Source organism: Paenibacillus terrae HPL-003 (assembly GCF_000235585.1).
Lineage (GTDB): Bacteria > Bacillota > Bacilli > Paenibacillales > Paenibacillaceae > Paenibacillus > Paenibacillus terrae_B.
Window position 1 is genome coordinate 3,108,568 of record NC_016641.1, and the last position, 21,544, is coordinate 3,130,111.

Genomic DNA, 21,544 nt, shown 5'->3' on the forward strand with positions numbered 1-21,544 from the left:
TTCATCCGAGGTCTAGGGGTGTGTGCACCTCTCGCTTGGGAGTCGTGTTCTTTGTGGAGGATGCTGGCAAACGCCATCTGCCATTGACAGCCACGTTTTTGAACATTACCATTAACCTTTGGAAGTAAGGAAAAGGTAAGGACTTTGTCCATTCCGAATGGTAAAAGGCTATGTTACAGGCTAACAATTGAAGAAGGTGACTGGATTTTGCAAGCACAATACAGATCGACCCGGGCCGAAATCAACCTGGATCACCTTGGCGCCAACTATGAGGCTTTTCGTAAGGCATTGCCAGCGGATAAGCTGTTGCTGGCTTGTGTCAAGGCTAATGCCTACGGACACGGTGCCGTGGAAATATCAAAGGAATTGGAACGCCTTGGTGCGGATTACTTGAGCGTCGCTTTTCTGGATGAAGCTCTGGAGCTTCGGCAGGCGGGGATTAGACTGCCTATCCTTGTACTCGGCTATACCCTGCCTGAAGCTGTGCAGACGGCTTGGGAGCATGATATTACACTGACTGTGTTCAGTGAAGAAGTGTTGGAGGGTATCCGTAGACTGGACCGCAAAGGAAGCGAACGCAAGCTGAAGGTGCACATCAAAATAGACAGCGGCATGGGACGACTGGGCCTGCTGCCTGGAGAAGAGGCGGTTGCCTTTGTCCGGCAGACTCATCGGTTGGAGCAAGTGCTGCTGGAAGGCATGTACACCCATTTTGCCCGCGCGGATGAAGAAGACAAAAGCTATACACTGCTACAGTATAATCGGTTTCAGGGCGTATCGGAGGCGCTAAGGGAACAAGGCATCACCATTCCCATTATACATACGGGCAACAGCGCGACCACCATTGATACCCCTGCGCTTTCCCCCAATATGGTGCGGATTGGCATCAGTATATACGGCCTGTATCCATCCGATGAGGTTAACTGGCAAGCCATTGAGCTACTGCCTGTATTGTCATTGAAGACGGCAGTGGTTTATACCAAGACGCTCCCTCCCGGCTGGGGGGTTAGCTATGGCACCCGTTACGTGACCTCCGACGAAGAGCGAATTGGCACACTGCCGATTGGCTACGCGGATGGATACTCCCGCATGCTGAGTGGGAAAATCGAAGTGTTGATACGCGGCCGCCGCGTCCCGGTGCTCGGCAGCATTTGCATGGACCAGTGTATGGTATCCTTACAATCTTTCGCAGAGGATGCGGAAGAAATTCAAATCGGCGAAGAGGTTGTTCTCATCGGTCAGCAGTCCGGCGAAACGATTGCGGCGGATGAGCTGGCATCCAAGCTTGGTACCATCCACTATGAGGTGATCTGCATGATCGCACACAGGGTGCCGCGTGTGTATACACGGGGAAAAATCCCTGTCGTTCGAGTGAATTCGCTTCTTCCAACCCGCTGGGATTAATTTCATGATGCAAATGACCGGATAAAAGCAGGAGTTTTCGCAGAACGTCCCGAAATATGTACAAAGGAAAGAAAAGAGCGCTGTAACTGTCAAAACGACGCAGCAGGCTCCGCTGACACTTGTATTTCGGGGATCAAACGCCTGTACGAAAACGAACTGCGTAGTTTATAATGGAATACAGCATAGATGATATACGAATATCATATATATTCTCTTGTATTCCGTTTGAATAAATTACCGGGAATAACGTTATAATGGTACAATGGCGACAAGGTTTTGGGGGTGGAAGAGAAGTTGGCCAATTTGCAGAACACCAAAAGAATAATGATCAGTTTGCCGGATCATCTCTTGCAGGAAGTGGACGGGATCGTAGCCATGGAAAATTCCAACCGCAGTGAATTTATCAGGCAGGCCATGAAGCTGTATGTGGGCGAACGTAAGAAACGTTACATTCGTGAAGCCATGCAGCGTGGTTATATGGAGATGGCTAAAATTAACTTGACCATGGCCTCCGAAGCCTTTCATGCGGAGGAAGATGCAAACAGCACCTTGGGCCGTACAGTTAGCGGGGTGTAATCCATATTGATCGTAAAGCGCGGCGACGTTTTTTTTGCAGACCTTTCACCCGTAGTCGGTTCCGAGCAAGGTGGCGTCAGACCTGTGCTGATCATCCAAAATGATATCGGCAATCGGTTCAGTCCCACTGTGATCGTGGCAGCCATTACCGCCCAGATTCAAAAGGCGAAGCTGCCCACACACGTGGAAATTGACGCGGCGACGCATGGCTTTGATCGCGATTCTGTCGTTCTTCTGGAGCAAATTCGGACGATTGACAAGCAAAGGCTTACCGACAAAATCACCCATTTGGATGAAGAAACCATGCGCAAAGTGAGCGATTCGCTACAAATCAGTCTTGGTTTGATTGATTTTTAGCATTTTTGGAACGACGAGTGAAACGGGAAAAGGGCAGCGCATAGGCGCTGTCCTTTTGCGTGTCCGATGAAAAATGCAGGCTGGGCCTGGCCTTATCGTTACGTGCTGGCGCTTTGATTCTTTTTTTGTGATAATGAAAGACATGATGAAAGACAAGAGTTGTAAGGAAGAAGGGATAGCTTTGTCTAACGAGGAAACGAAGACGGAAATCCGGCAGGAGCCGAACGAAGCAGAACGCCAGGAGCGGATTGTCAAACAAGTGGCGAGAGAGCTGTCGCTGGCACTCAAGCAAATCCGGACGACGATCAGTTTGCTGGATGAAGGGAATACGATTCCTTTTATCGCGCGATACCGTAAGGAAATGACTGGGGAACTGGATGAAAATCAGCTACGTGAAATTGAAGATCGTGTGCTGTATTTACGTAATTTGGAGGACCGCAAGGTAGAAGTCATTCGCATTATTGATGAGCAGGGCAAGCTGACAGAAGACCTTCAGGCTGCCATTACTGCTGCGGTTAAGCTTCAGGAAGTGGAGGACCTGTACCGTCCATATCGGCAAAAGCGCAAAACCCGCGCGAGTGTGGCGAAGGAACGGGGGCTGGAGCCGCTGTCCATCTGGATCTGGAGTCAGCCGAAGCAGGGAGATGCTCTGAAAGAAGCCGAGTCCTATGTGAATGCGGAATTGGGAGTGGACAGCGCTGAGGCGGCAATACAAGGAGCCTTGGATATTTTAGCGGAAAATATAGCGGATGATGCGGCTATTCGCCAATGGGTACGTCGATATACGCTAGACCATGGCATGTTGACCTCCGAAGCGAAGGATGCAGAGCAAGAGTCTGTCTACGAGAATTACTACAGCTATCGTGAGCTGGCTAAGAAAATGCCGCCTCATCGTATTTTGGCGATTAATCGCGGAGAGCGTGAAGGCATTCTCAAGGTCGGACTGGAGGTAGCGCCTGATTCGATTCACAATTACGTCGCAGGTCAAGTGATTAAAGGCACATCCGCCGTGGAAGAGCTGCTGCGCAACGTCATTGAGGATGCATATAAAAGGCTCATCGCACCATCTATTGAGCGTGAGGTGCGCGCTGAAATGACAGAGAAGGGTGAGCAGCAGGCCATCTCTATCTTTGCGGGCAATTTGCGCAGCCTGTTGTTACAGGCTCCGATCAAGGGCCGCCGTGTACTCGGTGTCGATCCGGCGTATCGGACAGGCTGCAAGCTGGCGGTCGTAGATGATACGGGCAAGCTGCTGGAAGTGGCTGTGACGTACCCGACACCGCCGAACAACAAGAAGCGTGAGGCTGCCGAGAAGTTCAAGCAGCTCATTGCCCAATACAGCATTGAGCTGATCGTCATCGGTAACGGAACAGCTTCGCGTGAAACAGAGCAATTTGTAGCTGAAGTCATTGCAGACATTGGTGACAGCAGCTTGGCGTACCTGATCGTCAATGAGGCAGGCGCAAGTGTTTATTCCGCCTCCAAGCTGGCGCAGGAGGAGTTCCCGGATCTGGACGTGGCTGAGCGCAGCGCGGCATCCATTGCACGTCGTGTGCAGGACCCGCTGGCTGAGTTGGTCAAGATTGAGCCGAAGGCCATTGGTGTAGGCCAGTACCAGCATGATGTGTCACAGAAACATTTGGATGAAAGCTTGAAGGATGTCGTAGAATCGGCAGTTAACCATGTTGGTGTGGATGTGAATACCGCTTCCTCGGCATTGCTGTCCTATGTAGCGGGGATTAACGCGACAATTGCCAAAAATATCGTGAAATACCGTGAGGAAAACGGTAAATTCAACAACCGTCGTCAGTTGCAAAAGGTACCGCGTCTTGGCGCGAAAACCTACGAGCAATCTGTTGGCTTTATCCGTATACCGGGTGGAGAAAATCCGCTGGATCGCACACCGATTCACCCTGAATCGTACGCCGTCGTAGACCGCCTGTTGGCTGAACTGGGCATCAGCGCCCACGATCTAGGCACCAAGGCTGCGACGGAAGCGCTGAACGTGTCCAACATTGACGAGCTGGCCGCGAAGCTGGAAGTTGGCGTGCCGACATTGAAGGATATTCTGGACAGTCTCCAGCGTCCGGGCCGCGACCCGCGTGACGAGCTGCCGTTGCCCGTATTCCGCAAGGATGTGCTCAAGATTGAGGATCTGGCACCGGGCATGGAGCTTCAGGGAACGGTCCGCAATGTTATTGATTTTGGCGCATTTGTCGATATCGGCATCAAGAGTGATGGATTGGTTCATATTTCACAGCTACGCAGCGGCTTCGTCAAGCATCCGATGGATGTCGTATCCGTTGGTGATAACGTAACCGTGTGGGTGCTGAATGTAGACCTGAAAAAAGGCAGAGTCGGTCTGACGATGAAAGCTCCAGCAGAGGCGCAATCGCAGGCATAATACTCTAAAAATCTGTATAACCGCCTTATTAGGGTATAGCAAAAGCCGGAATCTCCGAATCACTTCGGAGACTCCGGCTTTCATATTTTACTGCCCTGAACATCTACCCATTGTTGACATCAAACTCTACGCCCGGTGCTTTATGATAAAAAAACCAACAGTCATTCAACAGTTTGATCTGGCGCCGGTCCTTTTTGTAAAAGGCCCGCATAAGCTGGTTGCTGAGCCATTGAGGCAAGCCAATCTCCTCCTCTGTGTTACATCTGTATGTTTAGCATATGGGGTGGGTGCCTAAAGTGTGCTTATGAATTGGATGGCTTGTGAATTGAGAGTTAGACTTTGGACGTTATTTTGTAATATGCTTGGCAATATGGAGCAAAGGAGGGGATTGGGTAAGGATGGAGTCCAAGTCCATAAGCAATTCCATGAGCGATGAAGAGCTTCAGGAATGGGTAGAGCACATTTCAATGGAGAGTTTTGGCGTACCGTTTCACCATCGTGCCACCTTTAATTCGCGTCTGTCTTCCACAGGCGGTCGATATTTTATGAAAAGCCATCATATTGAAATTAATCCGCATCAGCTTGCAGCCTACGGGCGGCCCGAGGTGGAAAAAATTATTAAGCATGAACTGTGCCATTATCATTTGCATTTGCGCGGGATGGGCTATCAGCACCGAGATGCGGATTTCAAAGCATGGTTGGCCCGTGTAGGAGGGAGCAGGCATTGCCAAACTCTGCCGGGGAGAGCAGAACGGAAGCCGCAGCCCTATCGCTACAAGTTGGTGTGCGCCTCATGTAGTCAGGAATACTTACGGAAGCGTAAAATGAATCCCCAGCGTTACCGCTGCGGCAAATGCGGAGGTAAACTTCGTCTGCTGGCACTTGACGGCACCCCCTGAATCATGGTAAATTAAATATACTGTATGAACATTTACAGCAATGTTCCCTGATAGCTCAGTTGGTAGAGCACTCGACTGTTAATCGAGTTGTCACAGGTTCGAGTCCTGTTCGGGGAGCCATGGAGAGGTACCCAAGTGGCTATAAGGGGACCCTCTGCTAAGGGGTTAGGCTGCGAAAGCGGTGCGAGGGTTCGAATCCCTCTCTCTCCGTTGGTTTTTTAAATCAGAAAAAGGACGCTTGTATGCATCGGATGATGCTTACGAGCGTTCTTTTTCTGTCTATATTCGATTCTGAAAATAATGATGATCTGAAAAGTGGTACAGCATGTGAATTTTTAGTCTACAAGGTTGGCTTCGGAAGTTGATCCAGTATATTTAGAAGAGTATGAGCTACGCCATTCTCTACATTGGTCAGGGTAACTTCAGAGCAGACGGCCTTAATGTCGTCATTTGCATTGCCCATAGCGATGCCCTTACCTACCATTGTTAGCATGGAAATATCGTTATAGCTGTCTCCTACCGCTGCGGCTTCCTCCATGGGAATACTCAGATAATCTGCCAGATAACGTAGTGCGTTTCCTTTGGAAGCATCCTTATGCTCGACTTCGAAGTTACGGTCTGAGGAAATGACCATATTCAAGCCAGGGTAATCCCGGTAACGCTCCCGCCCCCGGCTCAGCTTGGCTTGATCAAAGGAGAAACACAGCACGTTATAAATCTCTACATCCAGCGGAATGTCTTCAAACGAGGGGATACGGGTATGCCCGGTCTGTTCATATTGTTTTTCGGCTGCATGTAACAAAGTATTTAGTGAAATATCCGGATTAGCGCTTAACAGGCGATCCATTTCAACAGCCAGTAGCTGATGTCCGTTTTGTGGAGAATAAATAGCGCGGTCTGTCATGATCTCATAATAAAAATCGTTTTCGCGCAGCCAGCTCAGCACTTCAAACGTTTCATTCCGATCCATAGGCGTAGAGGTTAGATGGCGACGCTGTGCATCGTGTACGGTCGCGCCGTTTGCCCCGATGACAGGAGTGACAAGTCCTGCTTCCTCCAGCTTGATCCAGGCATCATAAGCGGCTCTGCCCGTGGCAATGGTCACCTGAACATCTTGCTGCTGTGCCTTACGGATTGCGTCCGCGTTCACCTTGCTTATTTTTCCTTCCTCGTTTAGCAGCGTTCCATCCAAATCAATCGCAAACAGTTTCATTTCTCCATCTCCTGTCTTCTTCTCTATGTCTCGTGTTACTTCTTCCTTTAGGGGACAATAACTTCAACATCATGACGGCGAAAAACATCCAGCATGGCCGGGTCTGGTAAACGGTCGGTGATAACGATATCAACCTCGGATAAATCGGCAAAGCGGTAAGGAAGGTTTTTGCCGAATTTGGAATGGTCGGCAAGAATGATCACTTGGTCGGCTTGTTTCATCATTTGGTGTTTGAGCATACCGTCCTCTTCATGATTAATGCTCAGTCCATGGAGAGAGATGCCCCCGATCCCCACAAAAGCTTTATCTACAAAATAGCGGGACAGGGTAGCGATGGCAGAAGAACCGTAAACAAAACGGTGCTCCTTTTGCAAGTGTCCGCCGAGCAAATGAATGGAAACGCCCTCCTTTTCGGAAAGAACATCAGCCTGATTGATCGAATTGGTAATGACCGAGCACTCCGGTACATGGAGTCTTTCGGCACATGCCTGTACAGTGGTGGAGGAATCGAGAATGATGCGATCCCCGTCACGGACCATATTGGCAGCTATTTGTCCGATAACTTGCTTTTCTGCGGATACTGTGAGCAGTCTCTCTTTATAGTTTCTGGTTAATTCGTGATCCAGTGTAGGCAGAAGGGCACCGCCACGGGTTCGAATAATTTTCTGGTGCTCCTCTAGCTTTACCAGATCTCGGCGGGCGGTATCTCTTGATACATTAAAAAATTCGCAAATATCATCCACCGAAATACGCTTGTGAAGCTGTAGGTAGTCCACAATTTTTAGCATCCGTTCTTCTTGATACATAAAATGCTCCTTGTGTTCAAAATGAATTTGGTATTATGTAAGTGATTATAAGTAAAGTTAAGTTATTTTGCAATATAATCTCTTTTTCTGCTTCTAATAACGTGAAATAAGTGAATTTACATAAGTGAAAGTGCGTTTTTTCTCGGTAAAATACTTATTTTGAAATTTTAAAAATAAGTATTGCCATTCATTCTTCTATTTGATATACTCTTACTTGTCGCCAAGTTGGCGTATAAAAATGCGGCCCGTTGGTCAAGCGGTTAAGACACCTCCCTTTCACGGAGGTAACAGGGGTTCGATTCCCCTACGGGTCATTGTTGTCTTTATGGACTACATTGTACATGCTTAAGGGAAACTACTGAGGTCTGGTCTGGTGGCGGACAACTTGGATGAACAGCATGAGCCATTAGCTCAGTTGGTAGAGCACCTGACTTTTAATCAGGGTGTCGAAGGTTCGAGTCCTTCATGGCTCACCATTTATATTTATTATGCGGTCGTGGTGGAATGGCAGACACGCTATCTTGAGGGGGTAGTGAGCGTATGCTCGTGGAGGTTCGAGTCCTCTCGACCGCATCATGGAATAAACAGAAAAGTCTCTCGTAGTAGAGGCTTTTTTTGTTTATGCAGTAATGTAATAAAGTAATTATTATGAAGAAATAATGATTCCATAGTATAATATAAAGCCATAATGTTATAGAATGATAAGTATAAACTGATGAAGTGATGGTGAAAAATATGGACACTCAACTGTTAGGGAATATATCAGAAAATATTTTGGGCTTGTTTCCGATGGTGAAGAAGAAATTTTTAGCCTACGGTCCGCTCGATTTCCCATTACATTTGTCGCCTAATAACTTTCAGGCATTACTGTTGCTGCGTGAAGTGCGCTTGTCTACGGTATCTGATTTGTCCAAACTACTTAATGTCTCACGTCCAAACATGACTCCTCTTCTGGACAAGCTGGTGGAGCATGGATTGGCTGACCGCCAGTCGTGTGATTCGGATCGCAGAGTCGTGAACGTGGCAATTACAGAAGAAGGCGATGCTTTTTGTGAACAGGTATTTCATAACTTTTCCAATAAAATTCAAGAGAGACTGGTGCTTCTGCCAGAAGAAGATTTATTGCACTTGGGTGAAACTTTGAATGAATTGAAGCAGATTTTACTTAAAATCGACAACTATACTGTGTAATTGGTGTACACGAGCTGACTGAGGGCCGCCATTTTCTTCGGAAAATAGGCGGTTTTTGTTGCATATTGTGGTATAATGAAAGTCAACATACATAATTCGGCAATTTTGGCACACGTGATCTTTGAAATGGGAACAGGGGACATGATATCGTTATTTGAGAGTCTGCTGGGGAGGAAGGAACTTCTATGCAATCTATTTACCAACGTATTGAAGAGCTTATCAAGGAACGTGGAATGACAAAAAAAGCGTTCTGCGAGCAGTTGGGTATTAGTACGGGGAACTTTGGGGACTGGAAAAGAGGAAAAACGACGCCAGGCACGAATAAACTCATTGAAATCGCTTCGTTTTTTAATGCCAGTCTGGATTGGATCATGTTGGGGCGCGATGTGCAGGGTGAGGCGCTGAGGGAGTCGAGAGACCCTTATTTTTTTGGAGCTTCAGGGCAACTGGATTGCCAAGGGGAATCACTTAGTGAGGTGGAAAAGGGTTTTATACTTGAGTATATTGAATTTACCCGCTTTCGTAAAGAGAAAAAGCAGGAAGGTTCAACGACGGAATAATTGGGTGCGGAATATTAAAGTAATGATTACCGAATAAGTATTGTTGCAATGATGGTTGGAATTTTGGGAATAGTTCAAGAAAAAGTTAGGGTGTCGGAGGGGATAATTTTGGGAGACCAAACGATTTATCAGCGCATTGAAGCCTTGATTAAGGATCGGGGAATGACGAAGAAGGCGTTTTGTGAAAAGCTCAAAATCAGCTCGGGGAATCTTGGAGACTGGAGAAGAGGCAAAACAACGCCGGGAACGATGCATTTAATCCAGATTTCGGACTTTTTTAATGTGTCGCTGGATTGGTTAATGAAAGGAGTCAAGCCGGGTGAGGGCGTACTTCAGGAGCAGAAGGCTGCTTATTTTTTTGGAGTGATGGGGCCATTGAATTGCCAGGCAGAGGATCTGGATACAGAAGAACAGAATTTCATATTAGAATATGTGGAATTTGCGAAATATCGTAAGCAAAAAGGTGAGAATGATAAAACACAGCCTGAATGATCTTCTCGCTAAAGATCACTCAGGTTGAAAACCCGTAAAACGGACCGGCGGGTTCGATTGACGAGTTTATTTGGGTTGTCGATGTTGTAGCGTGCCGTATACTGAGACGCTCACATCGTTGGTTTCAGAGTGGTGGCGCCTCCTTATAATCGTTATCGTCGATGTTGAGGATTACAGCAACTTGTTTTCTGTACCTTTGTGCTTTGCGGGTGCCGTGAATCAGATTGGACAAGCGTGAAGGCGGGATGTTATGCGTCTCACAAAATGTTTTCTGATCCAGCCGAAGTTCGACAAGCCTTTGTTTGATGGCCCACCCGAAGGAGGTGACAGGCATTTTGTTGTTCAAGTGAAATCGCCCCTTACGGATTCTTGCGGAATAATTGGTGTGTTATAATAATCATCAGTAAACATGTTAGAATTAACCATCTGAAACCATGATACACGTTTATACGTTTTTTTACAATCTAAAATACGTAATTCGGATAAAAAAATCACTTAATTAAGTGATGAATGGTCTGAATAATCCATCTGGAGCCTGTTAATTGTGTTAAATTGCGGTTGTACTCTGGATAAAAAAAGCACTCTGCCACTGGAAAAAGTGGTGGAGTGCTTTTGTCATTGGTGCTGGAATGGTGAAAACAGGCATCAGGGGGATGCTGGAGGCGTATAATCGGGCCGGACGAAGGAATTAGTGAATTTCATCCGCGCTGGTGGTTGCTGCTCATATAGGGTGGCTGAGCAATGTAAGAGCTGGACCAATGCCTGTGCAGAAGGCCGCGCTGAAATGCGGTTGGTTCAGACTCTGGGGCGTTGAATTGTTTCCATGCGGCTAGAAGCTCGTTGGTCATTCGCTGAATAACAGGATTCTTTTCCTCATAAGGGGGATTAAGCAGCTTGGAAGCATCTTCGACACAGAAGGACACTGCCGCGGCAAGGTAGCCGTGAATGGTCTGCTCTACATCATTTCCAAGGGAAACGTTTATCCAACTATGAACGGTTGCAAGTGTACCAATCGCATTATATTGGATGAGTGTAGCTTCGAGTTGGTCGAATTCAAGCCAAGGGTACAAGGCTTTGGCGAGCTTAAGCAGGCGTTGGCCGGATAGGCGGGACTCTTTCACATGCTGGAGGGAAGAACGCTGGGCGTGCAGCATTTTATCGATGAGGGCGATACGCCAACCATCATTTTGCTGAATAGCGATATAAAGGCTTTTGATAGCCATGCCATCGAGGGATGTGAACTGAGGATGCAGATCAGTGCGTGCATAGTGTTCCAGGTCTTGTAAACAGGTTAAGCGGCCATTGCGAAACAGCTCCTCCAGCCCGTAGGAACGAGTGAAGCCACCGACAGGCAGGGAAGGGTCCAACAGCAATGCGTAGTTCAGCAAACGATTGCCTTTGTGCAATGCGGTTCGCCTCCTTGGAGTAGAATGTTTATGTTATATTTAATGACTTGAAAACGGATTTGGAGAAAATTTAGAGATATTATGTAATATATATTTACATTCAAAGTGCTAATGTGTCAAATTAAATATTTTTATAGCTTTTATATGTTAGTTTATTTGACTTTAAAAATAATTATTGTATTTATGTTTACAAATAGAATACAAGGGAGTATAATAAATCTGTTGCCTCAAAACATTAGAATTCGCGGTCGTGGTGGAATGGCAGACACGCTATCTTGAGGGGGTAGTGGGCGTACGCCCGTGGAGGTTCGAGTCCTCTCGACCGCATTACATGCAAGACACAGTTAAAAAAAGCATCCTGACACGTTTTTGACGTGATTGGATGCTTTTTTGTTATATAAGCTGAACTAAAAAAATGTACATTGGGAACGGAATAGGAGTCCCTTTTTTCCTGACAGCAGGAGCAGCCGCTGGGGTTGGCTGCTTGTGAACAGGGATGAAGTGGCCTGTCTAGCTTTACTGCAAGAGCTTCTCAATATCCCCCGCCAGTTTATCCGGAGTTGTCTGTGGGGCATAGCGCTTAAATACGTTCCCTTCGCGCGTAATTAAAAATTTAGTAAAATTCCATTTGATCGCTTTGGAGCCTAATACGCCCGGAGCTGTTTGGGTGAGGTAGCGGAATAAAGGGTGCGCCTGATCGCCATTGACATCTATTTTGGAAAACATCGGAAATGTAACTCCATAGTTGATCTGGCAAAACTCCGAAATGTCCTCGCTGGAACCCGGCTCTTGCTTGGCAAACTGGTTGCTGGGAAACCCCAAGATTTCAAGACCCTGCTCATGGTATTGTTCATATAGTTCTTGTAGCGCCTTATACTGGGGAGTTAGCCCGCATTTGCTGGCTGTATTCACAATCAGCAGAACTTTTCCTTCATATGTGGACAACGGAATTTCTTTCCCTTGCAGGGTTTGTGCATCATATTCATAAACGGTCATAGTTTTCCTCCTAATTTGATATTCTGCAATTAAATTGTAAACAATTTAATGAAGGGTTGCAAGTCTATAAATAGATGTAATGCGCCGTCTGCTGCTGTAAAATCGTATTTTGTCCAAAACGGCAAATGGCACTGCAAATGAGGGGAATTACGGTGTTTCTCATGGTAAAAAAAGGCTCAATCGGCGTTTATCAGGTACATACAGCACTTTTCCTTTCTCTTTTACAAAAAAAGGACAAAAAATGCTCTCCATACGCCAATATTGACATGCCCCGCCATTTTCGAAAAGGGATGAAAAACCGAGATTGGAGGAGCTGGGAGAAGGATATTCATATTGTAAGCGCTATTATTAATCCTTTATGCTCCAAAGACCGATTTATAACCCCGCAGGTGAGCTTTACAGTGTTCCTTGCGCGGGTGTATGATTCAAGACGTAATTTCAAATGAAGTGAATGAAGCAGCAACGAATTGTCTATAGCGCTGAATTTTGCAGTTGCAAAAGCGGGGGAACCAAACGAGATCTATGCGGCTTTTAGAGCGACGTGTATCTCATGGGGTGAATTTTCTGGCCAGGTGCCAGAAATAGGGCGACTCTCACGTCCGAATCCGACAGCTAACCTCGTAAGCGTACAGGGAGAGGCAACAAACCGCCGTGTGCAGCCATGGTTTATTTTATCATGGTTACGTAAGAAGCCGGAGGAAAGCCTTTTTCCTTTGGCTTCTTTTTGTTGTCTTTTTATACCAGGAGAGGAGCTACTGATGGAAGGTCGGCTAATCATTGTCACTGCACCGAATGAATCGGGCAGAAATTTTGTGAAATTGCTTATGTTCAAAAAACTGGCGTTTGCGGTTCTGACGAATAGCGCTCAGGAGGAACGACAGCTCAAAAAAATGGGTGTGGAGCATGTTGTGCGCATCAATACGATGCAAGCAGGGAAATGGAATTTTCCCAAAAAAGAAATTGGCTGCGTGTATTTGTTCGAGAACAGCTTGAATCTGACGTGCCGTTTCTTGCAAATATGCAGGCCACTGACATCAGATTCGATCTATGTCATTACGCACGGCTGTAATCCTCAAGGGATTTATCGAGGTTTGGGAGCGGACCATGTGATCTACACTTTGAATGGAGAGGTGGGTTTCCTGCTGAACGGATAGTCGCTTACGATATGGCTAATATAAATTAAAATTTTCGAATGAATTGTATGTTGGATTTTACGAGGGTGTAAGAATGACGATCTGAGGACCGATACGGGAGGGTATGAACATGATGGATATATACATGCTGCTCGTGATGGCTGCGAGTTATGGAGTGATACTGCTGTTTGTACGCTGGTGTGATGCGCAGACCTCCAAAGGAGGGCGAAAAGGATGATGGTTGTGCTTGCGCTTACGGCTATTGTGTTTGTGTATTTAATCTACGCACTCCTGAATCCTGAAAAGTTCTAATCAGCTACACAGGATAAAGCGGGCGGGGGACAGCAGATCACGGATGAAGCATCAGAGGCAGCGGGCTTTCGCAAACGTGTGCACTCGCCTGGTGCTATGAACCAGTCTGTTGTTCCAAACGCAGGAGCATTTTGGAGGAGGGAATAGATGATGGAGCTGCTGCAAATTGGAATTGTGATTGTGATATTGCTGCTCTTGGTGAAACCAGTGGGCACCTATATATATCATGTATTCTCAAATGAACCGAATCGGACGGACCGAGTGTTTGGCGGGACGGAGAAGCTGATTTATAAGGTTATAGGATTGAAAAAGCTGGAGAGCATGCGTTGGACCACGTATGTGATGAGTTTTATCGCTACGAATGTCGTGCTTGTGGCGATCAGCTATGTGCTGCTGCGCTTGCAGGGACTGCTCCCCGGTAATCCGGCTGGGAATGGCAATATGGAAGCGTCACTGGCTTTTAATACAGTGATCAGCTTTATGACCAATACGAATCTCCAGCATTACAGCGGAGAAAGTGGACTTACGTATCTGACGCAGATGGCGTTCGTTACGATGATGATGTTTACTTCGGCTGCTTCCGGTTTTGCGGTTGCTGCGGCTTTTATGAGAGGATTGACGCGGCGCGGTGAAGGAATGGGCAATTTTTTTCAGGATTTTATCAAAGCAATTATACGGATTTTTCTTCCGTTGGCCTTTGTGCTTACGCTGGTGCTGGTCGGACTGAAAGTACCGCAGACGCTTCAGCCTACGGCGGATATTACGACGCTGAGCGGAACACAGCAGCAGATTGCCTTGGGACCCGTTGCTTCGATGGAATCGATCAAGCATTTGGGTACGAACGGGGGCGGTTTCAATGGGGCCAACTCGGCGCATCCTTTTGAAAATCCAAGTCCCTGGACGAATGTGCTGGAAATTTTGGCGATGTGGGTGATGCCAGCTTCGCTGCCGTATACCTTTGGGCTGTTCGCTCGTAATCGCAAACAGGGCTGGATTATTTTTAGCTCCATGATGGTACTGTTTCTCGTATTCCTATCTATTACGTACGTGTCAGAGAAAACGGGTAATCCGCTGATTCAGGCACTGGGTGTGGATGCTTCTCAGGGAAGCATGGAAGGGAAAGAGGTCCGCTTCGGCATCGGACAATCGGCGTTGTTCACGGCGGTAACGACGGCGGCTACGACAGGTTCGGTCAATAACATGCACGATACACTGACTCCATTGGGTGGTATGGCTGCTTTGGGTGAAATGATGCTGAACGTCATTTTCGGCGGTAAGGGTGTCGGGCTGATGAATATGCTGATGTATGCGATTCTGGGTGTATTTATATGTGGATTGATGGTCGGCAGGACCCCGGAATTTATGGGCAGGAAGATTGAAGGCAAGGAAATGAAGCTGATCGCGATTGCCATTTTGGTGCATCCGTTTCTCATTTTGGTGCCGACTGCGCTCGCTTTTATGAGTCATTGGGGGTACGATGCGGTCACAAACCCCGGATATCACGGGTTGACTCAGGTGTTATATGAATATGCGTCATCTGCGGCTAATAACGGTTCGGGATTTGAGGGACTTGCGGATAACAACGTATTCTGGAACACGACAACGGGTGTCGTTATGTTCTTCGGACGATATATATCGATTGTTGCACTGTTAGCTGTAGCGGCTTCGTTGAATGCCAAAGCACCGACTCCAGTGACGACGGGCACACTTCGTACGGACAACAAGCTGTTTGGGGCGATTCTGATCGGGGTTGTGCTGCTGATTGGTGCGTTGACCTTTTTGCCCGTAATCGTATTGGGGCCTGTGGCTGAATTTTTGACCATGTGAAGAAGATGAACATGAAGAAGAAATCGAGAATGGATGAACGGGGTGCTTGATCATGAAGGAACAACGCAAACGCATGCTGGATAAAAGCATCTTGAAGCATGCGATCAAGGATAGCTTTATGAAATTAAATCCGATGATCATGATGAAAAATCCTGTCATGTTCGTCGTGGAAATCGGCACATTGGTCGTGCTGCTGATGCTGCTGTTTCCCGGTTATTTTGGAACTGGCAACGAAATGGGTTTTAATCTGGCGGTTTTTATGATCCTGTTGTTCACGTTGCTCTTTGCTAACTTTGCCGAAGCGCTCGCGGAGGGACGGGGTAAGGCGCAGGCTGCCTCTTTGAAAAAATCCAAGCAGGATACACAAGCAAACAAGCTTGTCGGGAATGAGATTCAGGTGGTCAGCTCGACCGAGCTGCGCAAAGGTGACATTGTGATGGTGTCCCAGGGCGAGATGATTCCGAGCGATGGTGAGGTTATTGAGGGTCTTGCCTCAGTGGATGAATCGGCGATTACGGGAGAATCGGCCCCGGTGATCAAGGAATCGGGTGGTGATTTTTGCTCGGTAACCGGCGGGACGCGTGTGGTCAGTGACCGGATAAAGGTGCGGATTACAACAGAACCGGGCGAGACGTTCATTGATAAAATGATTTCGCTCGTGGAGGGCGCACAGCGGCAAAAGACGCCGAACGAAATTGCGCTGAATACCCTGCTGATCAGCTTAACGATTATTTTTCTAATCGTGGTGGTGACACTGGCACCGATTGCTCGTCATTTTAACATCGATCTGCCTGTTCCCGTGCTTATCTCGTTACTGGTCTGTCTGATTCCGACGACGATTGGAGGACTGCTGTCAGCCATCGGGATTGCCGGTATGGACCGGGTCACCCAATTTAACGTGCTGGCGATGTCAGGTAAGGCGGTAGAAGCATCCGGGGACATCAATACAATGATTCTGGACAAAACGGGTACAATTACCTTCGGTAACCGGATGGCGAGCCAATTCGTGCCTGTAGGGGGCGTAGAGGAGACGGAGTTAGTAAAGTGGGCTGCGATGAGCTCGATGAAGGATGAGACGCCCGAGGGGCGCTCCGTTCTGGAGTTGATGCGCAAGCAGGAGTACACACTGGATGAATCCTTGGCAGCAGGAGGGGCCTTTATCGAGTTCAAGGCGGAAACCCGGATGAGTGGTCTGGATCTGGCCGATGGACGAAAGGTACGTAAGGGCGCGGTGGACTCTGTCCGGCAGTGGGTACTATCGCAAAATGGTAGCATTCCAGCCGATCTGGAGGAAAAAGCGAATCAGGTGGCCTCTGAAGGAGGTACGCCGCTGGCTGTCGCGCTGGATGATCAGATGTATGGCATTATTTATTTGAAGGACACGGTGAAGCCGGGCATGAAGGAGCGGTTCGATCAGCTCCGGGAAATGGGTATCCGTACGATCATGTGTACCGGGGATAATCCGCTGACTGCCGCGACGATTGCGCGGGAAGCGGGTGTGGATGATTTTGTGGCTGAAAGCAAGCCGGAGGATAAGATCGCGGTTATCCGTCGTGAGCAGGAGCTGGGCAAGCTGGTTGCCATGACCGGGGACGGTACGAATGATGCTCCTGCGCTGGCGCAGGCTGACGTTGGGCTTGCCATGAATAGTGGCACGGTCGCAGCCAAGGAAGCCGCCAATATGGTGGACCTGGATTCCGATCCGTCCAAAATTATTGAGGTGGTCGCTATCGGCAAGCAGTTACTTATGACACGCGGTGCTTTGACGACATTCAGTATCGCGAACGATGTTGCCAAATATTTTGCCATTATTCCGGCGATGTTCATGCTGGCGATTCCGCAAATGAGCGCATTGAACGTGATGGGGCTTGGCTCTCCGTTGTCCGCTATTTTGTCGGCACTGATCTTTAATGCTGTTATTATTCCACTTCTGATCCCGCTGGCCATGAAGGGCGTGAAGTATAAGCCCATGAGCTCGGATCGCCTGCTGGGACGGAATTTGCTGATTTACGGTCTGGGCGGTATGGTGGTGCCGTTTGTCGGCATTAAAGCCATTGATTTGCTGGTGCATTTGTGGATTTAACGCAGCTTGTGAAGGTGTGCATTTGGATGCTGAATGGAAGCGGAAAGGGTGAGCAACATGAGTGGCTTTTATCGGATGATGTCTGGACGCAGATTTGCTGCGCACGAAAAAGCCGGGTCTGCCGGGCAGGGGAATAACAAGCGTCCAGAGACGGGGGCTGTGCCGAATGGAAGGCCGGAGGGAGAAGAGATGCGGGGAGGCACCATTGTAGGAGTAGCCTTGCGTACCTCGGTGCTGATGATCCTCCTGTGCGGCCTCGCTTATCCGCTGGTTAGCACGGGCGTAGCACAGGTATTGTTTCCGCAGCAGGCGAATGGCAGTATGCTTCGTAATGCCGAGGGGCAGGTAGTCGGCTCTGAGCTGATCGGGCAGTCCTTTGCCAATCCGGCATTTTTTCAGGGGCGGGTATCGAGCATTGATTATAATGGGGCCGGTTCAGGCGCCAGTAACTACGCACCGTCCAATCCGGCCTTGATACAGCGGGTCAAGGATTCCATAGCGGATTGGCAGAAAAATAACCCGGATGTACCGATTAGTCAGGTTCCGGTGGACCTGATTACGAACTCCGGCTCCGGTCTGGACCCGCATATCTCGCCGCAGGCGGCACTGGTTCAGATCCCGCGTATTAGCGGCTTGACGGGTATTGCGCTGGATAAGCTGAAGGCACTGGTGCAGGAGCAGACCGAAGGGCGCAGTGCCGGAGTGTTTGGTGAGCCACGTGTGAATGTGCTCAAGCTGAACCTCGCGCTTGAAGCCCAAACGCAGGCACAGCCTGCCAAGCGGTAAGTTTAGAGGTTGGAATAGAGTGCTTAAAAAAAGGTATCCCGCAGCCATTTTGGCTAGTGAGATACCTTTTTCTTGATTTTAAAGTGTTGCTTATCTCTCAATGACCTGAAATGGTTTGAACAATAAGCACTACATTCAAAACAATGATGATGGCGGTCACGATCCAGGTTAAAACTTTTTGCCATGTTTTGTTCGCAAACTCACCCATACGATTTTTGTCGCTGGTGAAGATCAGCAACGGAATGATGGCAAAGGGAAGCTGGATGGACAGAATAACCTGACTTAGTACCAGCAGCTCTTCGGCCCCTTTTTCACCCGCGATAGCTGTGACGATGACCGCTGGAATGATAGCGATGAGTCGAGTCACGAGACGGCGCAGCCAAGGCGCGAGACGCAGGCTGAGAAAGCCCTCCATGACGATTTGCCCGGCTAAGGTACCGGTTACGGTTGAATTCTGACCGGAAGCGAGCAGTGCCACCCCGAACAGGATACTCGCGAGTGTGGTTCCGAGCAATGGCGACAGCAAATAGTAAGCATCGCTGATTTCCGCCACATCGGTTTTTCCTGCTGTATGGAACACGGCTGCTGCCACGATCAGAATGGCGGCATTGATAAACAGGGCGAACATGAGCGCTATACTCGAATCCCATGTCGCGAATTTGATAGCCTCCCGTTTGCCTGCTGACGTCTGCTCGAATTTACGAGTTTGTACGATGGACGAATGCAGGTACAGGTTATGGGGCATCACGGTAGCCCCCATAATACCGATGGCGATATACAGCATGCTTGGGTTGGTCAAAATTTGCGAGTCCGGCACAAAGCCACCTAACACGCCGCCCCATTCCGGCTGGGCCAAAATGAGATTGATGCCAAAGCAGCCGGCAATCGTCGCCATCAGTACAATGACCAGTGTTTCCAAAGAACGAAAGCCTTTGTTTTGCAGCAATAAAATGAGCATGACATCGAATGCAGTAATCAGGACACCGTACAATAGTGGTATGCCGAACAGCAGCTTTAGTGCAATGGCTGAACCGATGACCTCGGCCAAATCCATGGCTGCAATAGCGATTTCGCATAAAAGCCATAAGCCGATCGCGACCGGACGACTGTAGGCTTCACGGCACATTTGAGCCAAATCTTTACCTGTAGCAATGCCGAGCTTGCCAGATAAGGCCTGCAGCAAGATGGCCATCAGATTAGAGATCAGAATGACACTGAGCAGTGTATAGCCAAATTGCGATCCGCCCGCAATGTCTGTAGCCCAGTTGCCAGGGTCCATATAGCCGACAGCGACCATATAGCCGGGTCCGGCAAAGGCGAGGAATTTCCGAAACCACGTGCCGTCCTTCGGGACGTTCAAGGAACGATTCACTTCCGCTAGTGAAGCGATTTCCGCCAAGTTACCTTTTGTATTTTCCATACGCTTCACCTTCTTTATCCATGTTGAAATATATTATTAGTGACATAACGATTGCCTTATCCATATTGTACACCCACAATAGTTTTTGTCTAGTACAACTTTTGTGTGGCCAAGCAAATTAATCTTATTCTATGATTCGTTTTGTGTGGTTCGTTTAAAATACATACAAGAAGGAAATCATCATTAACATGACGATGATCCGAGAAGAATGTAATCATATAAAGAAGGAGAGAGGCAATCATGGAAGCATTATACACTGCATCAGCGACGGTACATGGTGGAAGAGACGGTTCTGTTGCTTCATCGGACGGAGTTTTAAAGCATAAGCTCAGTACGCCAAAGGAATTGGGTGGCGCAGGTGGAGAGGCTACGAATCCGGAGCAATTGTTTGCGGCAGGCTATGGCGCCTGTTATGAGAGCGCACTGGCCAATGTTGCCCGCAAAGCCAAGGTAAAAGTAGACAATGTAGAGGTAACCAGCCATGTGTCCATCGGTAAGGACCCGAGTGACGGCGGCTTCCAATTGGCGGTGCGTCTGGACGTGAAAATATCGGGTATTGAACGTTCCCAGGCTGAAGACCTGGCACGTCAAGCACATGATTTTTGTCCGTATTCCAAAGCGATTCGCGGCAACATTGATGTTGAGCTGAACGTCCTTTGATCGGAGGGCATATAATCTCTACGCTCCAGCCGCCGATTCATCGGCGGCTTTTGCATACAGTCCTCGTTTCGCGGAGATCCGTGACTATTTGACATCATCGCCAAAATTCATTAAGATGGCTTAGGTGATTCTGGTCATCAGGTACGAAACAAATTTGAAAAATACGGGTGATATGATGTCTTACAGACCGAATATTGTTAATTTCACGCTGGCTGGCAGCAATGAAAAAGAAGGGCTTTATGAGTTTAAAATGAGTTTGGCCGATGGAACGGAGTGCCGCGTTTTTTCTCAACGTAATCCGGAGTGGACCTTGACGAATATCAGTCGATTGCTAACGACGCCTTGCCCTGTATGCCATAAGGATTTTATCTGTAAGTGTATGGATAAGTTCCATGATGAGTTTTTAGAGCAAATTAAATCGAAACAGCTGTTTGAGAAAGCATTGGGTTAGTTCTCAAAACAGGTAAAAGCCTATACATTGTTAAACAAGCGTCGGATGATTTCGGCGTTTTTTTGTTTATACTTATATTGCTGATTGTATTCTGTTGTTTATTTCCTGGAGGTGAAATGCATTTATGAAGCAATCTGACGATGCTTATCCAAATCCTTCTCAGCAAGATTATTCAATTGTGTTGGTGGATGGTGTATGCCATTTTTGTCAGGGGGCGACCCGCTTCATTATTAAGCGTGACCCGAAGGGGGCGTTTCATTTTGGTTCTTTGCAATCCGAGCAGGGACAAAAGCTATTGCGTGCAGGAGGATTGTCAACGGATAAGCTGGATACGTTCGTACTAATTGAAGGTGGTATGTATTACACGAGGTCAACCGCAGCTCTGCGGATTGCCAGACGTCTTCGTTTTCCATATCCGCTGGCCTATGTCTTCATCCTCGTCCCCCGCTTTATACGCAATGCAGTCTATAACTGGGTGGCGCGTAACCGATACCGCTGGTTTGGCAAGGATGAGGAGGATCAATGTCAGATCCCCCCACCAGAAATGAGGCAACGATTTTTTTAACTG

At 48.0% G+C, this 21,544-nt stretch carries 23 protein-coding genes, 6 tRNA genes and 1 riboswitch; of the genes, 22 read left to right on the top strand and 7 right to left on the bottom strand.

The features are described 5' to 3' along the window. Window positions 1–207 precede the first annotated feature (207 nt). The 4 genes from alr to HPL003_RS14185 all read left to right on the top strand — a co-directional run bounded on the left by alr (window position 208) and on the right by HPL003_RS14185 (window position 4,741). The gene (gene alr / locus HPL003_RS14170; protein ID WP_014280368.1) at window positions 208–1,404 is read left to right on the top strand and encodes an alanine racemase; all 1,197 of its coding nucleotides are present in this window, start codon (window positions 208–210) and stop codon (window positions 1,402–1,404) included. Between the two features lie 294 nt (window positions 1,405–1,698). Further along, window positions 1,699–1,980 carry a CopG family ribbon-helix-helix protein gene (locus tag HPL003_RS14175; RefSeq protein ID WP_007429334.1) on the top strand — a complete coding sequence of 94 codons (282 nt, stop codon included), beginning with the start codon at window positions 1,699–1,701 and terminating at the stop codon, window positions 1,978–1,980. Window positions 1,981–1,986: 6 nt separating this feature from the next. Next, window positions 1,987–2,337 (top strand): type II toxin-antitoxin system PemK/MazF family toxin, encoded by a 351-nt coding sequence (locus HPL003_RS14180; RefSeq protein ID WP_007429335.1) that lies wholly within the window; start codon window positions 1,987–1,989, stop codon window positions 2,335–2,337. A 181-nt stretch (window positions 2,338–2,518) separates the two neighbouring features. Then, on the top strand, window positions 2,519–4,741 hold the full coding sequence (locus tag HPL003_RS14185; protein WP_014280369.1) for a Tex family protein: 2,223 nt from the start codon (window positions 2,519–2,521) through the stop codon (window positions 4,739–4,741). Between the two features lie 103 nt (window positions 4,742–4,844). Here the strand turns inward: HPL003_RS14185 and cmpA are convergent, their stop codons facing one another. Then, entirely contained in the window at window positions 4,845–4,979 is a 135-nt protein-coding gene (gene cmpA, locus HPL003_RS28205) for a cortex morphogenetic protein CmpA (protein WP_014280370.1), read from the bottom strand. A gap of 160 nt (window positions 4,980–5,139) precedes the next feature. Between cmpA and HPL003_RS14190 the strand changes: the two genes are divergently transcribed. The 3 genes from HPL003_RS14190 (at window position 5,140) to HPL003_RS14200 (ending at window position 5,850) form a co-directional block, all read left to right on the top strand. After that, window positions 5,140–5,640 (top strand): SprT family protein, encoded by a 501-nt coding sequence (locus HPL003_RS14190; protein ID WP_014280371.1) that lies wholly within the window; start codon window positions 5,140–5,142, stop codon window positions 5,638–5,640. A 44-nt stretch (window positions 5,641–5,684) separates the two neighbouring features. Continuing rightward, window positions 5,685–5,760 (top strand) — tRNA-Asn (locus HPL003_RS14195). A 1-nt stretch (window position 5,761) separates the two neighbouring features. Further along, window positions 5,762–5,850, top strand: a tRNA-Ser gene (locus HPL003_RS14200). Window positions 5,851–5,980: 130 nt separating this feature from the next. Here HPL003_RS14200 and HPL003_RS14205 read toward each other — a convergent pair. Together HPL003_RS14205 and HPL003_RS14210 are read right to left on the bottom strand one after the other, a co-directional pair. Next, window positions 5,981–6,853 (bottom strand): Cof-type HAD-IIB family hydrolase, encoded by an 873-nt coding sequence (locus HPL003_RS14205; protein WP_014280372.1) that lies wholly within the window; start codon window positions 6,851–6,853, stop codon window positions 5,981–5,983. A 47-nt stretch (window positions 6,854–6,900) separates the two neighbouring features. Beyond that, on the bottom strand, window positions 6,901–7,659 hold the full coding sequence (locus tag HPL003_RS14210) for a DeoR/GlpR family DNA-binding transcription regulator (protein WP_014280373.1): 759 nt from the start codon (window positions 7,657–7,659) through the stop codon (window positions 6,901–6,903). Between the two features lie 242 nt (window positions 7,660–7,901). Here HPL003_RS14210 and HPL003_RS14215 point away from each other — a divergent pair. The 6 genes from HPL003_RS14215 (at window position 7,902) to HPL003_RS14240 (ending at window position 9,902) form a co-directional block, all read left to right on the top strand. Then, a tRNA-Glu gene (locus tag HPL003_RS14215) sits at window positions 7,902–7,973 on the top strand. An 86-nt stretch (window positions 7,974–8,059) separates the two neighbouring features. Beyond that, a tRNA-Lys gene (locus HPL003_RS14220) sits at window positions 8,060–8,135 on the top strand. Between the two features lie 14 nt (window positions 8,136–8,149). Then, window positions 8,150–8,232, top strand: a tRNA-Leu gene (locus HPL003_RS14225). Window positions 8,233–8,394: 162 nt separating this feature from the next. Beyond that, a complete protein-coding gene (locus HPL003_RS14230; RefSeq protein WP_043922399.1) occupies window positions 8,395–8,850 on the top strand; it encodes a MarR family winged helix-turn-helix transcriptional regulator in 456 nt (151 codons plus the stop codon). 185 nt (window positions 8,851–9,035) lie between these two features. Then, window positions 9,036–9,410, top strand: coding sequence for a helix-turn-helix domain-containing protein (locus HPL003_RS14235; protein ID WP_014280375.1), 375 nt, complete (start codon window positions 9,036–9,038; stop codon window positions 9,408–9,410). Window positions 9,411–9,518: 108 nt separating this feature from the next. Further along, entirely contained in the window at window positions 9,519–9,902 is a 384-nt protein-coding gene (locus tag HPL003_RS14240) for a helix-turn-helix domain-containing protein (protein WP_014280376.1), read from the top strand. A 124-nt stretch (window positions 9,903–10,026) separates the two neighbouring features. Here HPL003_RS14240 and HPL003_RS14245 read toward each other — a convergent pair whose 3' ends face one another. Both HPL003_RS14245 and HPL003_RS14250 read right to left on the bottom strand, forming a co-directional pair. Next, complete coding sequence (locus tag HPL003_RS14245) at window positions 10,027–10,248, bottom strand: hypothetical protein (protein WP_014280377.1); 222 nt, start codon at window positions 10,246–10,248, stop codon at window positions 10,027–10,029. A 352-nt stretch (window positions 10,249–10,600) separates the two neighbouring features. After that, window positions 10,601–11,290 (bottom strand): urease accessory protein UreF, encoded by a 690-nt coding sequence (locus tag HPL003_RS14250; protein WP_043922699.1) that lies wholly within the window; start codon window positions 11,288–11,290, stop codon window positions 10,601–10,603. A 262-nt stretch (window positions 11,291–11,552) separates the two neighbouring features. On the opposite strand from HPL003_RS14250, the gene HPL003_RS14255 reads away from it, so the two are divergent. Continuing rightward, window positions 11,553–11,635, top strand: a tRNA-Leu gene (locus tag HPL003_RS14255). Between the two features lie 189 nt (window positions 11,636–11,824). Here HPL003_RS14255 and HPL003_RS14260 read toward each other — a convergent pair. Continuing rightward, window positions 11,825–12,304, bottom strand: coding sequence for a glutathione peroxidase (locus HPL003_RS14260; protein ID WP_014280379.1), 480 nt, complete (start codon window positions 12,302–12,304; stop codon window positions 11,825–11,827). Window positions 12,305–12,771: 467 nt separating this feature from the next. Further along, a riboswitch (cyclic di-AMP (ydaO/yuaA leader) is annotated at window positions 12,772–12,947 on the top strand. A gap of 115 nt (window positions 12,948–13,062) precedes the next feature. Between HPL003_RS14260 and HPL003_RS14270 the strand changes: the two genes are divergently transcribed. From HPL003_RS14270 to kdpC, 5 genes are all read left to right on the top strand, one after another. Further along, window positions 13,063–13,458 carry a hypothetical protein gene (locus HPL003_RS14270; protein ID WP_014280381.1) on the top strand — a complete coding sequence of 132 codons (396 nt, stop codon included), beginning with the start codon at window positions 13,063–13,065 and terminating at the stop codon, window positions 13,456–13,458. A 216-nt stretch (window positions 13,459–13,674) separates the two neighbouring features. Further along, window positions 13,675–13,749, top strand: a complete 75-nt coding sequence (gene kdpF / locus HPL003_RS30525) for a K(+)-transporting ATPase subunit F (protein ID WP_420795084.1) — start codon at window positions 13,675–13,677, stop codon at window positions 13,747–13,749. A 150-nt stretch (window positions 13,750–13,899) separates the two neighbouring features. Then, window positions 13,900–15,576, top strand: a complete 1,677-nt coding sequence (kdpA, locus tag HPL003_RS14275; RefSeq protein WP_014280383.1) for a potassium-transporting ATPase subunit KdpA — start codon at window positions 13,900–13,902, stop codon at window positions 15,574–15,576. Between the two features lie 52 nt (window positions 15,577–15,628). Continuing rightward, window positions 15,629–17,659 (top strand): potassium-transporting ATPase subunit KdpB, encoded by a 2,031-nt coding sequence (gene kdpB / locus HPL003_RS14280; protein ID WP_043922401.1) that lies wholly within the window; start codon window positions 15,629–15,631, stop codon window positions 17,657–17,659. 57 nt (window positions 17,660–17,716) lie between these two features. Further along, window positions 17,717–18,445: a potassium-transporting ATPase subunit KdpC gene (gene kdpC, locus HPL003_RS14285; RefSeq protein ID WP_043922701.1), complete on the top strand. Its 729-nt coding sequence runs from the start codon at window positions 17,717–17,719 to the stop codon at window positions 18,443–18,445. A gap of 97 nt (window positions 18,446–18,542) precedes the next feature. Here kdpC and HPL003_RS14290 read toward each other — a convergent pair whose 3' ends face one another. Continuing rightward, entirely contained in the window at window positions 18,543–19,865 is a 1,323-nt protein-coding gene (locus HPL003_RS14290) for an Nramp family divalent metal transporter (protein ID WP_014280386.1), read from the bottom strand. A gap of 240 nt (window positions 19,866–20,105) precedes the next feature. On the opposite strand from HPL003_RS14290, the gene HPL003_RS14295 reads away from it, so the two are divergent. The 3 genes from HPL003_RS14295 (at window position 20,106) to HPL003_RS14305 (ending at window position 21,541) form a co-directional block, all read left to right on the top strand. After that, the gene (locus HPL003_RS14295) at window positions 20,106–20,525 is read left to right on the top strand and encodes an organic hydroperoxide resistance protein (RefSeq protein WP_014280387.1); all 420 of its coding nucleotides are present in this window, start codon (window positions 20,106–20,108) and stop codon (window positions 20,523–20,525) included. A 124-nt stretch (window positions 20,526–20,649) separates the two neighbouring features. Then, a complete protein-coding gene (locus HPL003_RS14300; protein WP_014280388.1) occupies window positions 20,650–20,976 on the top strand; it encodes a hypothetical protein in 327 nt (108 codons plus the stop codon). A gap of 124 nt (window positions 20,977–21,100) precedes the next feature. After that, entirely contained in the window at window positions 21,101–21,541 is a 441-nt protein-coding gene (locus HPL003_RS14305) for a thiol-disulfide oxidoreductase DCC family protein (RefSeq protein ID WP_014280389.1), read from the top strand. Window positions 21,542–21,544 lie beyond the last annotated feature (3 nt).